This window comes from Chryseobacterium sp. YIM B08800, from assembly GCF_026163565.1.
Lineage (GTDB): Bacteria > Bacteroidota > Bacteroidia > Flavobacteriales > Weeksellaceae > Chryseobacterium.
Window position 1 is genome coordinate 96,149 of the sequence record NZ_JAPDKN010000016.1, and the last position, 12,348, is coordinate 108,496.

At 33.7% G+C, this 12,348-nt stretch carries 14 protein-coding genes; 9 read left to right on the plus strand and 5 right to left on the minus strand.

Going from position 1 to position 12,348, the window contains the following annotated elements:
• Positions 1-183 (minus strand): DUF5522 domain-containing protein, encoded by a 183-nt coding sequence (locus OEW74_RS07850; protein WP_074229889.1) that lies wholly within the window; start codon positions 181-183, stop codon positions 1-3.
• Between the two features lie 31 nt (positions 184-214).
• Here OEW74_RS07850 and OEW74_RS07855 point away from each other — a divergent pair, with 31 nt between their 5' ends.
• From OEW74_RS07855 to hemL, 4 genes are all read left to right on the plus strand, one after another.
• Positions 215-544, plus strand: a complete 330-nt coding sequence (locus tag OEW74_RS07855; protein WP_265427946.1) for a hypothetical protein — start codon at positions 215-217, stop codon at positions 542-544.
• A 178-nt stretch (positions 545-722) separates the two neighbouring features.
• Positions 723-1,631, plus strand: a complete 909-nt coding sequence (locus OEW74_RS07860) for a 1-aminocyclopropane-1-carboxylate deaminase/D-cysteine desulfhydrase (protein ID WP_265427947.1) — start codon at positions 723-725, stop codon at positions 1,629-1,631.
• An 80-nt stretch (positions 1,632-1,711) separates the two neighbouring features.
• On the plus strand, positions 1,712-2,767 hold the full coding sequence (locus OEW74_RS07865) for a glucosaminidase domain-containing protein (RefSeq protein ID WP_265427948.1): 1,056 nt from the start codon (positions 1,712-1,714) through the stop codon (positions 2,765-2,767).
• A gap of 95 nt (positions 2,768-2,862) precedes the next feature.
• Positions 2,863-4,146 (plus strand): glutamate-1-semialdehyde 2,1-aminomutase, encoded by a 1,284-nt coding sequence (hemL, locus tag OEW74_RS07870; protein ID WP_265427949.1) that lies wholly within the window; start codon positions 2,863-2,865, stop codon positions 4,144-4,146.
• 67 nt (positions 4,147-4,213) lie between these two features.
• Here the strand turns inward: hemL and OEW74_RS07875 are convergent, their stop codons facing one another.
• Complete coding sequence (locus tag OEW74_RS07875) at positions 4,214-4,696, minus strand: hypothetical protein (RefSeq protein WP_265427950.1); 483 nt, start codon at positions 4,694-4,696, stop codon at positions 4,214-4,216.
• A gap of 13 nt (positions 4,697-4,709) precedes the next feature.
• Positions 4,710-5,537, minus strand: a complete 828-nt coding sequence (locus tag OEW74_RS07880; RefSeq protein WP_265427951.1) for a GLPGLI family protein — start codon at positions 5,535-5,537, stop codon at positions 4,710-4,712.
• A gap of 219 nt (positions 5,538-5,756) precedes the next feature.
• Here OEW74_RS07880 and OEW74_RS07885 point away from each other — a divergent pair, with 219 nt between their 5' ends.
• The 5 genes from OEW74_RS07885 (at position 5,757) to OEW74_RS07905 (ending at position 9,416) form a co-directional block, all read left to right on the plus strand.
• Entirely contained in the window at positions 5,757-7,088 is a 1,332-nt protein-coding gene (locus OEW74_RS07885; protein WP_265427952.1) for an amidohydrolase, read from the plus strand.
• A gap of 102 nt (positions 7,089-7,190) precedes the next feature.
• Complete coding sequence (locus OEW74_RS07890; RefSeq protein WP_265427953.1) at positions 7,191-7,772, plus strand: ankyrin repeat domain-containing protein; 582 nt, start codon at positions 7,191-7,193, stop codon at positions 7,770-7,772.
• Between the two features lie 196 nt (positions 7,773-7,968).
• Positions 7,969-8,814, plus strand: a complete 846-nt coding sequence (locus tag OEW74_RS07895; RefSeq protein WP_265427954.1) for a helix-turn-helix domain-containing protein — start codon at positions 7,969-7,971, stop codon at positions 8,812-8,814.
• Positions 8,815-8,992: 178 nt separating this feature from the next.
• Entirely contained in the window at positions 8,993-9,115 is a 123-nt protein-coding gene (locus OEW74_RS07900; RefSeq protein ID WP_265427995.1) for a helix-turn-helix domain-containing protein, read from the plus strand.
• Positions 9,116-9,293: 178 nt separating this feature from the next.
• On the plus strand, positions 9,294-9,416 hold the full coding sequence (locus OEW74_RS07905) for a helix-turn-helix domain-containing protein (protein WP_265427995.1): 123 nt from the start codon (positions 9,294-9,296) through the stop codon (positions 9,414-9,416).
• A gap of 207 nt (positions 9,417-9,623) precedes the next feature.
• Here OEW74_RS07905 and OEW74_RS07910 read toward each other — a convergent pair whose 3' ends face one another.
• Positions 9,624-10,796, minus strand: coding sequence for a hypothetical protein (locus tag OEW74_RS07910; RefSeq protein ID WP_265427955.1), 1,173 nt, complete (start codon positions 10,794-10,796; stop codon positions 9,624-9,626).
• A 327-nt stretch (positions 10,797-11,123) separates the two neighbouring features.
• The gene (locus tag OEW74_RS07915; RefSeq protein WP_265427956.1) at positions 11,124-12,338 is read right to left on the minus strand and encodes a hypothetical protein; all 1,215 of its coding nucleotides are present in this window, start codon (positions 12,336-12,338) and stop codon (positions 11,124-11,126) included.
• Positions 12,339-12,348: the final 10 nt, after the last annotated feature.

Consider the following 12,348-nt stretch of genomic DNA (forward strand, 5'->3'; position numbering starts at 1 on the left):
TTATTTATTTTTTTTAGTGGTTTTTATAAATGTGTCTGTCTTTTTATCATATCCGTACGGACAGTGTCTGCAACCGCTTTTACAGCAATGTCCACGTTTAAGATGGAATTTTTCGGTAAAAACTTTGTAACCTTGCTCGTTATAGTAAAAGTCTTCACCCTCTTTGATTTCAAAAAGAGCCATAAGTTAAATCAAAACTTTTATATTTGTTATCATGATAATTGTGTGCCAAAAGCTCCTCAAAAATACAAAAATAAACGGCATTACGCTCTATCCTTTTATTTTCATTAAAAATCCTGAAGATAAGAAGAATAGGGTTCTGATTAATCATGAAAAAATTCATATCAGACAGCAATTGGAGTTGTTGATTATTTTCTTTTACATTTTATACGTTGCAGAATATTATTATCATTTTTTTAAACTTAAAAATCCTCATTTAGCGTACCGTGCGATTTCTTTTGAAAGAGAAGCTTACTCAATGGAACACGATTTAAATTATCTAAAGAAGAGAAAATTCTGGGCATTCAGAAAATACTTTAATTAAAAGATTAGCACTCCAAAATTCCCCTCCTTTGGAGGGGTGTCAAAAATTCTTTGAATTTTTGACGGGGTGGTAAAAAGAAGCAGCAAATATCCTCAATACTAGCAAAAATCTGTTTTACCAACACAAGCTCAAATAAAAAAACTAATTTTGTTAAAACAAATATCATTTAAACAAAGAAATGTTATTACAACTTCCTACAGAAACCATTCCCATTCAGGAAATCCCAATTAATAAAAAAGTAAAACTTTTCATCAAAAGAGAAGACTTTATTCATCCTCAAATTTCAGGTAACAAATACTGGAAACTTTTTTACAATATTAATAACTACTTAGAAAATTCGCCGGAAAATCCTTTAATCATCACATTTGGCGGAGCTTATTCAAACCATATTTCAGCAGTTTCTGCTACGGGAAATCTTTTTGGAATTAAAACTTTAGGCATTATAAGAGGCGAAGAATTAGAAAAAAAATGGCGGGATAATCCGACTTTACTTTTTGCCAAAAGAAACGGAATGAATTTAAAATTTGTTTCGCGTGAAGAATATCGCCATAAAGAAAAATTAACCGAATTTTTACAACATGAATTTCCGGAAGCATTAATAATTCCTGAAGGCGGAACCAATAAAAATGCTGTTCAGGGCATTAAAATGATGCTCAATAACGATACAAAAGATTTTGATTATCTTTGCACAGCAGTTGGAACCGGAGGTACTTTGGCGGGGATTTCAGAATTTTGTGAAGATAATCAGAAGGTTATAGGTTTTAAAGTAGTTGAAGATTCTTCTTTAGAAAGCAAAATGTCAGAATTAACCTCGAAGAAAAATTTTCATCTAAACGATGCTGCTTTTGGTGGTTATGGTAAAATAAATGATGAAAATATTCGTTTTATCAATGATTTTAAAGCGAAATTTAATATTCCTTTAGAACCAGTGTATACAGGAAAGATGATGCAGAAAGTTTTTGAAATGATCGATGCTGATTATTTTCCTGAAGGAAGCAAAATTCTGTGTTTTCATACCGGAGGCTTGCAGGGAATAGAAGGCGCCAATTTGCTTTTAGAAAAACAAAATAGAAATTTAATAATGTAAAGCCGAAAAAGTATGATGAATTCATACGACAATTTTAAAACACAGGTGGATTACTTGTAGGGCTTTAAAAATCAAAAAACATGAAAAGACTTTTCTTACTAATTAGCCTTTTAGTTTTATCAAAATTCTCAGCTCAGACCTGGGCAACAGAAGATCAATACATTCAGAAATTTGCTCAATATGCAGTTGAAGAAATGGAAAAATACAAAATTCCGGCTTCAATTACACTTGCACAAGGACTTTTAGAAACAGGTGGCGGACAAAGCCGTTTGGCGCTGGAAGGAAAAAATCACTTCGGTATAAAATGTAAAGAAGACTGGACCGGAAAAACAATGAAGCACACCGATGATGCTCCGAATGAGTGTTTCCGTGTGTATGATGATCCTAAACAATCTTACGAAGACCACTCTATATTTCTGGCAACAAGAAAATACTACACCAAACTTTTTGATCTTGATATGAAAGATTATAAAGCTTGGGCGCATGGTTTAAAAAAAGCAGGTTACGCTACCAATCCTCGTTATGCATCAATTCTGATCGGAAAAATTGAAAAATACAAGCTGTATGAATTTGATGAAGTAAATTCCAAAGAAGTTCTTTATGCCGTATTAAAAAAATATCCGGGATTACAGGAAGACAGACAGTTTATGACTCAGCTTGAACCTGCAAAAGAAAAGAAAAAAACAATTGCTCCGACTCCTAAAACTCAATCTCAACCTAAAGTTTATGCTTTAGCTCCTGAAAAAAAGGAAAGAGTAAAAACAAAAGCAGAGATTTTAAATTCAATTTTAATTAAAAGTCATCCGAATGGTGGTTTGAAATATATTGTGATTCCTGAAGATACTGATGTACAGTATATTGCTAAGAAATTTAAAATCAGCGAAAGTAAATTGATGAAATGGAACGAGCTGGAGGGAACTGCATTAGCAAAAAATGAAGTTGTTTTTCTTGAATCTAAGAATTCTCAGGGAAATACTCCAATCTACAAAACCGAATCTGGCGAAGATATGTATGATATCGCACAGAAATTTGGCATCAAACTCAATAAATTATATGCTAAAAACAGAATGGATGAGGGACAAAAACCATCCACTGGACAATTAATTTATCTGATCGACAAAAAACCTAGAAACTAAAATCAGTTGTTAGGTTTTAGTTGATGGTTGTTAGTTTTAAGAACTGATAATTAATCGCTATCAACTAATTACCATCAACTATCAACTAAATAATAATGAAATACCAAAGAAGTTCAGCTTTATTTGAAGAGGCTTACAAATATATTCCGGGAGGTGTAAATTCTCCGGTTCGTGCTTTTAAATCGGTGGGTGGAGTTCCCGTTTTTATGAAATCTGCGAAAGGTGCTTACCTTACAGATGCTGATGACAACACGTACATAGATTACATTAATTCTTGGGGACCTGCCATTTTAGGTCACACCCATCCTGAAGTTTTAGAAGAATTAAAAATTCAGGCAGAAAAAGGATTCTCTTTTGGCGCACCAACGGAATTAGAAACTGAAATTGCAAAATTCATTACAGAAAATGTTCCGAATATCGACCAGATAAGAATGGTTTCTTCAGGTACAGAGGCTTGTATGAGCGCAATCAGACTGGCAAGAGGTTTTACAGGAAGAGATAAATTTATCAAATTTGAAGGCTGTTATCATGGTCATTCAGATTCGTTTTTGATAAAAGCGGGAAGTGGTGCTGCAACTTTTGGAAACCCGAATTCTCCAGGTGTAACTCAGGGAACAGCAAAAGATACTTTATTAGCAAGATATAATGATTTTGAGCAAGTAGAAGATTTGTTCAGACATAATCAGGGTGAAATTGCAGCGGTAATTATTGAGCCGGTTGCAGGAAACATGGGTTGTGTACTTCCTGAAAACGATTTCTTACAAAAATTAAGAAAGATCTGTGACGAAAACGGAGCTTTACTGATCTTCGATGAAGTAATGACAGGTTTCAGACTGGCTTTTGGCGGAGCTCAGGAATTATTTAATGTGAAAGCCGATTTGGTAACTTATGGAAAAGTAATCGGAGGCGGACTTCCGGTAGGAGCTTTTGCAGGAAGAAATGAAATTATGGATCATCTTGCTCCAAAAGGCGGAGTTTATCAGGCCGGAACTTTGAGTGGAAATCCTTTGGCAATGAGAGCAGGTTTAAAAACTTTGCAAATCATTAAAAATGACCCTGAATTTTTCAACAGATTGGCTAAAACAACAGAAACGTTAGACTTTGAAATCGGAAAAATTTTAAGTGAAAAAGGAATTGAGCACAGGATCAACAGAAAAGGTTCGATGATGTCGGTTTTCTTCCACATTAATGCGGTTTCTAATTTTGATGAGGCACAAAATGCTAATCATTCATTATTCAATAATTTCTTTCATCAGATGTTAACCAACGGAATTTATCTTCCGCCAAGTGGTTATGAAACCTATTTCATCAGTGATGCAATCAAGGACAAAGAAATCGATATGACTTTGGAAGCGGTAAGAAAATTTCAGTATTCTTAAAATTTGGATTTTTTAGAAAATTTAAATCCTCTCTCAAAACCTGAGAGAGGATTTCATTTATTGACATTTAAGCGCACTCAATTCCACATTCAGCAGAACAAAGTAAGACACCTGTTGGAGTTGGTTTATCGTAACATCCTTTTGTTCGATGGCATTTTGTTACGCATTGAGTGGTAGTATCTCCAATACTAAATTCTGCCTTTTCAGGTCCTGAAAAAATTTCTTTAAGATTTTTAACTGTGGAAGCAGAAATTTCTTTATCACTTTCATTTGCATAATAGGTTGCTATAAGATTTTCATTTTTATCCAACACCATTTTAAAGTAAAAACCTTGTCCCGGTGATTTCTCTTTATAAATTACATAAAAAGATTCACCAACGGTTTCAGATTTCTTAGTAAGAATATTAAATTTTTTATTTTTTGGTTCTTCATTTTTCTTAAAAGAACTGAAATATTCTTTATCGTTTCTAACTGGGTTATTATCTTTAGCTTTAATTGTAATAAAGGCAAACAATAAAAGAGCGAATGTTAATAAAATATTATTTTTCATAATGTTTTGTTTTTTAGAGTTCAATTTTATTTTCTTTTTTATATTCTTCAATCATTTTTTTCTGAGTTTCATCAAGAAGCTTTCTCATATCGACAGTATTGCCATTAGCATCTTTCTTTTCATAGATTTGATGCGTATGCATCATTTCAATAATCCTTTTCAAAGGATTTTCAGTATGGCTTTTTCTCACTTCTAAGAATTTTGATTTTGAGGTTTCAATATACTTTCCTTTTGCAATACGATCGTCAATAGATATTCTTTTTTGTTTTGAGATACCTGTTGCTAAAAAATGATGGTCGTATTTTTTATCAAATATTTCGAGAATTAAACCAGGCAATCCAAAGAATTTATAGGGCCCGTCCTGAACAGGAATTTCTGGAGTGTAATATGCTTCATAGTCTCTTCCTGCATAGGTTGTAGTAGCTAAATACACTTTATAACCTAAAATTTCTTTGCTTTCTGTACTTATTTTCCAGTTAAATTCAGGCTTTTCATTATATTTAAATTCATGCCCGTCAAATTCAAGAGAATAATAAGTAACATCCTTATATGAGAGCTTTTTCTGAATATAACAACCAAGGATATCTCCAGGCAATGCTTTAAAGTTAATCTTCTTGCCTAGTTTTTCGTCTGATGCTATAATAGAATCTGCTAAATACGGCGCTTCACTGAAAAATGTAGAATGGTTTTCTTCAATATTTAAGAATGTGTTCTGTGAAATGATTTTTGTGCTGTCTTTCATAATGTGCTTAGAATACTTGTACTGGACAACAAATGATTGAGCAGTTATAACAGATGAAAAACATAGAAAAAATAGAATTAATAAAGTTATTTTTTTCATAAGAATAATGAATTTAAATCTAAGACTCTTTTAATGCTTATGTGGAATTTGGTTTTTTAGAAGTGCTCATATTTATCAACACAAATATTTCAAATATCGTAAATATTTTGATTTTGAGAGGACTTTTTTGAGCGTTCGAAAAATTCATACAAGCAATATGATAAATGATACAATTCTAAGACCTTAGTTCTTACTAATTTTGTGTCATAGAAATTGAATATGGAAAGGTCTAATAATATTTCGCGAAAAGATTTTTTGAAAAGCTCTGCTTTAGCAATGGCTGGAATTACTTTAACGCCTACAGTGGTGAGTGCAAAAACGCTTTCTGAAGATAAAGTTTCAACAGTAAACGGGAAATTAATTCTTAAAAATGTTCGTCTTGAAACAGGTTTTGAATATGAAGAAGGCGAAGTGATTTCTACAAAAACAGATTTGTTTTTAATAGAAACAGAAAACGGAAAAATCATAAAAATAGCACCGAATGATCCGAAAGCAAAAGCGGTGGATGCAAAAGGTTTTTTGATGCTTCCGGCTTTTAAAGACATGCACATTCACCTCGATAAAACTTTTTATGGCGACAAATGGCAGGCTGTAAGAAAAAGAAAAGGCGGAGTAAAAGGAATGATTGCTTTGGAAGAACAGATCATGCCGGAAATTCTGAAAAATTCTACTTATAAAGCAGAAAAAATGATTGAATTGATCCAGTCTAAAGGAACTGCTTTTGCAAGAAGTCATGTGAATATTGAGCCTACTTCCAAGCTCGATTCTTTGAAAAATCTACAGAAAGCTTTAGATAACAAAAAGAAAAGTTTCGGTGCTGAAATTGTTGCGTTTCCGCAGCACGGAGTTTTTTACAAAAATTCTGTTCCTTATCTGAAAGAAGCGGCTCAGATGAATATCGATTTTATCGGTGGAGTAGATCCTTACACGATTGACGGAGCGATTGAAAAGACAATTGATTTTACGGTACAACTCGCTTTAGATCATCAAAAAGGAATTGATATTCATTTACATGAAACCGGAGAATCAGGTTTGAAAACGGTTGAATACCTTATCGATAAAGTGAATGAAAATCCTTCTCTAAAAGGAAAAACATTTTTTAGTCATTGTTTTATTTTAGGTAAATTAGATAAAATAAAACAGGAAGAGATTGCCGAAAAATTAGGCAATGCTCAAGTGGGAATTGCTTCAACGATCCCTATCGGAAATTTGATTATGCCGCTTCCGACTTTACAAAAACATAATGTAACCGTTTATACCGGAAACGACAGTATTATCGATCATTGGAATACTTACGGAACCGGAAGTGTTTTAGAGAAAGCCAATCTTTATGCTCAGCTTTACGGTCAGTCGACTGAATTTTTGCTTTCAAGAAGTTTAAAATTAGCAACGGCAAATCTAACTCCTTTGGATGATAAAGGCGTTCAGCAATGGCCGAAAACAGGTGATGATGCCGATTTTGTTCTGCTGAATGCAAGCTGTTCTGCAGAAGCGGTATCAAGAATTTCGAACGTAGAATCTCTTATTTATAGAGGGAACGTGGTATTTTAATTAAATAAAAAATAGGTGATAAGAGTTTTATTTTTTCTTTTGTATTTTCTCGGTGTGAATGCTTGTGAAAAAAGTTTCTCTCAACCTGTAAAAAAAAACACGATGAAAAATGAAAATTTAATTGAGCTTGTAAAAAGCAACAATGCAGAAGGATTAAGAACTGCTTTGGAAAACGGAGCCGATGTGAATACAAAAGATTCCAGAGGAAGATCTTTGCTGCTTCTTGCAGTGGTAGGGAAAAAGATAAAAATTGCAAAAATCCTTGTCGAATATAAAGCGGATGTTAATCTGCAGGATCAACAATTAGATAGTGCGTTTTTATTTGCAGGAGCAAACGGACAGACCGAATTAGTGAAATTATTTCTGAAAAACGGAGCCCGTTTTGACGTTTTCAACAGATATAACGGAACGGCTTTAATTCCAGCCTGTGAAAGAGGTCATGTAGAAACGGTAAAAGTTTTGGCAAATACGGAAGGTTTTCCGATCGATCATGTAAACAGATTGGGATGGACAGCTTTGATGGAAGCGGTAATTTTAGGTGACGGAAGTTTAAAATATCAGCAAATCGTTCAGATCCTTAAAGATAAAAAGGCAAAAGATATTGCTGATAAAGATGGAATTACCGCTTTGGAACACGCAAAATCTTTAGGATATAAAGAGATTGTAAAAATTTTAGAATCTTAAATTATCTACGTGAAACTTTGAAAAGATTTTTCCAATCAGCTTTTATATTGTTTTCGCAGATTGTACAAATTAGACAGAATCAGCGAGATATTTATTAACAAAGATTGTAAGTCTATTATCTGTCATTTAATAACTAAAAAATCTAAAAATGATTTCCTGCATAAATTTCACTAATTTTAGGCAAAAATCATTCGGGATGAGCCGTCGTTCAGATCATTTTCCGGTTTTGGGTATTCAGGATTTCAAGGATGATCATTCTTTGGAAACACACCTCTTGTTTAATGAACTTTACGGAGAACGTTCTATTGATGATCCGCACAAACATGATTTTTTTATCATTAATATTTTTGAAAAGGCAAAAGGTAATCACACCATCGATTTTGTAGATTATGAAGTGAAAGACCATCAGATTCATTTGGTTTTTCCCGATCAGGTGCACCAATGGGAAATTGAAGCAGGAACGATAGGATATCAGTTGATGATCAGCAGAGCCTGGTTTGAAAGTTTAATTCCAGCTTTGAGATTTTCACAATTATTTTATCAAAATCATCCTGTAATAGATCTTTCAGATGAGCGATTTAATTTTTTGGTTTATGAATTTAAAACCATTAAAAAACTTTTGAATGATGAGAATATCTTTTGGGAAATGATCCAGAAGCGAAGCGAAATGATCGGATTACTCATCAGTGAAGCGGTAGAATTTATTTTTAAAAATGATGAGCAATACCATTCGAATCCTGTTTTTTCAAAATTTTTAAACCTTATTGATGAGCATTTTAAAGAAGAACGGTCGGTTTCTTTTTATGCTGAAAAGCTTAATATCTCACCTAATTATTTAAATATTATCTGTAAAAAAAGCATTAATTCTTCAGCTTCATCGCTTATTCAGGATAGAATTTTACTTGAAGCAAAGCGTCTTCTGAAAGTTTCAAAAAAATCGGTGAAAGATATTGTTTTTGATTTGGGATTTTATGATCAGGCGAGCTTTTCAAAATTTTTCAAGTCTCAAACAGGAATGACGCCGTCTCAATTCAGAGAATGATTTATTGGAAAAGGTTGAACTCCTACGGAGTTCTTATTGTATTTATTACTATTTATTCTACAAAGGTGTTGCTCCTCCGGAGCTGCCCAGATTGTAAGATAAATTGGTATAAGGTAAATTCTAATTAAAAATGATATAAGTTAATTGTTTAAATAAAAATTCCTGAGAAAAAAGTCTTCTGAAAGTTTCAAAAAAATCGGTGAAAGATATTGTTTTTGATTTGGGATTTTATGACCAGGCAAGTTTTTCAAAATTCTTCAAATCTCAAACGGGAATGACGCCTTCTCAATTCAGAGAATGATTTATTGGAAAAGGTTGAACTCCTACGGAGTTCTTATTGTATTTATTACTATTTATTCTACAAAGGTGTTGCTCCTCCGGAGCTGCCCAGATTGTAAGATAAATTGGTATAAGGTAAATTCTAATTAAAAATGATATAAGTTAATTGTTTAAATAAAAATTCCTGAGAAAAAAGTCTTCTGAAAGTTTCAAAAAAATCGGTGAAAGATATTGTTTTTGATTTGGGATTTTATGACCAGGCAAGTTTTTCAAAATTCTTCAAATCTCAAACGGGAATGACGCCTTCTCAATTCAGAGAATGATTTATTGGAAAAGGTTGAACTCCTACGGAGTTCTTATTGTATTTATTACTATTTATTCTACAAAGGTGTTGCTCCTCCGGAGCTGCCCAGATTGTAAGATAAATTGGTATAAGGTAAATTCTAATTAAAAATGATATAAGTTAAAGGTTTAAACAAAAATTCCTCTGAAAATACTTCTAAGGAATTTTATATTAATTTTAAATGTAATTATTGTAATCCAGACCAACCAACTGCCCAAGTTGGAGTAGACTCTCCATTTCCGGCTCCTGTTGCATCAGGTTTTTCGGTAAAAGTGTTGGGTAAAATTGTTACAGATGCACCCGCTGTTGAAGTGGCTGAAATCTTATTCGTAACATTGGTTGCATTAAATAGAATATCTTTTATTTTATTTTGATCGTTAAAATAAGTAACGGTTGCATCACCTTGTAAATTAATACCTGTTTTCCAACTTGAAATCACGGCATTTTCAATCGTTGCTTGAGCTCCCGATGACAACAATATGCCATTAGCTTCGCCTGTGTTATTTCCTCCGATTAAGGTCACGTTTTTGATAGTTGCACTTGATTGAGGAGAAGCAGTAGGATTTGTAGCATTATTAATACCTTTAATTCCATTATTTCCTGTGCCGTCTGCTTTTCTTTTGGTATAAATATTTGTAGCGGTACCAATCCATCCGTCTTTATAACTGAATGCATGATTGGTGTTCCCGATTGAAACAATGTTTGAAACATTTACCGTTCCGCCATAAATTTCGATACCGTCGTCTGCATTATTTAAAAGTGCTACGCTTTCTACTCTGGTCTCGTTACCAATCCCGAAAAGAGAAAGCCCGTTAAATTTTTTACCGGCTGAAAAGTTAGCGCCTGCGTATTCAATTCTTACATAATTCAGTGATCCTGAATTATCGGTAGTTTCAGCACCTCCGTAAGTTAAATTTCCTATTTCTGATAAACCAGTACTTCCTGTATTGATCGGAGCTTTACCACAAATAACTATTCCGCCCCAATTTCCGGCTTCGGCTGTTGTTGATGTAAATAAAACGGGTGAGCCGGGAGTTCCGTTTGCATAAATTTTTCCACCCTGTTCTACAAGAATGTAAGATGATGCTCCTGCTGTAGCTGTAATTCTTGTTCCGGCAGGAATAGAGAGAGTTCCGCCATTTTTTACCGTAACAATACCGGTGAGTTTATAAAGCTTCATCGGATCAAGTGTTACAACTTGTCCGCTGGTAATATCACCTTTAAAATTATTAGGATCCTGAGCTATTCCGATAACGGGAATTTCGGAAGTTATATCGTCATCTTTACTGCACGAATAAATGGTAAATGATGAGCCGATAATGAAAGCAGCGATGATTATTTTTAAGTGATTTTTCTTCATAATTCTCAGATTACTATTCTTCAACGAGATTTTTATCAATCTATTTTGAATGAGAAGACCAAATTACCATTTTTCTGTTTATTATCCCAATTCAAACGATGATGAATTGATTTTAAATTAAATATTTATTTGAAAACTTTTTTTAACGCAAAGTTTAATTTTGATTATTAATAATTATTTAAGTGAACAAAGAGGAATCAACTTGTTGATTTTATTAAGCTTGAATTTTGTTAACAGTAATTTAAATATGGATTAAACACCACGCCCGGAAAATAAATTCCGGGCGTGGTTTTCAATATGATATGAAGAAACTAATTACTTAATTGTTTAGTTCATTGCATCTGTAGTGTCAAATGAAGTCAAACCAGTCCAGCCTTTTGCCCAGTCTGGTAAAGCAGTAACGTTTCCAGCTCCGTTTGCAGTAGTACTTGTTGTAAATACACCAGACAAATCAGGACCTGTAGTTGCAGGAGCAACAGCTTTAGACTTCCAAGGTGTTGCAACCCCTACAAATCTTACGTTTTTAATATAAGAAGCACTTGTGAACCAGTTGTAAGTTCTAGGTGTTTCAAAATCTAAACCTGTAGAGAAATTAGCAATAACGATGTTATCGAATTTACCGTTAGATCCAGCTCTGATTTTCATACCCTGAGATTCAGAACCAGCAGCGTTACCGATGAAAGTAGCATTGTTGATTGTTGGGTTTGATACACCGTTTCCGAAAGTTGTGTTTTCGTCAGTGTCTTGAGTATCAGCTTCTACACCTCTGTTTCCTGGTTCAGCAGCAGTTTGGTATTGTTTTTTTCTTGCAGCATAAATGTATTCTGCAGTTCCTTGCCAACCTTCTGTCCAGTCGATACTATCATCACCAACACCTAAAACCAATAAGTGATCAGCATTTACATTTCCACCGAAGAATTCGATACCATCATCAGCACCGTCTACTACATAGATGTAAGAAACTACAGTTCCGCTTCCTACTCCGAATAGAGAAAGACCGTTGAATTCTTTTGCAGGATTATATTTATAACCACTGTCTTTAATGATAATATATTTTAAAATCCCTGAATTATCAGTTTTGTTAGTCCCTCCATATACAAGATCTCCTAATTCTGATGTTGAAGTACCTAAAGAGCTTCTGTTTGAAGGAGCATTTCCTAATACAACGATACCTCCCCAATGTCCTTGCTTATGAGTAGATCCTTCAAATACAATCGGGTTTGTTGCTGTACCGTTTGCAATTAATTTACCACCTCTTTCAACGATAAGATAGTTTGCTCCTTCTGCAGCAACGATTCTTGTACCTGCAGGAATTACTAAAGTTGCTCCGCTTTCTACAGAAAGAGTTCCTGTAAGGTTGTACACTTTAGTTGCATCTAGAGTTACTGTAGTTCCTGATGCAATTTTACCTTTAAAATTTGCAGGATCAATGGTTGATACGTTTTCCGTTGTGTCATTATCAGAGCTACAAGAGATTGCAGTTGCTGAAAATGCTGCTACTAATGAAAAGCAAAGCGCTGCTCTCAAAATTGTTTTTTTCATAACTATTTTT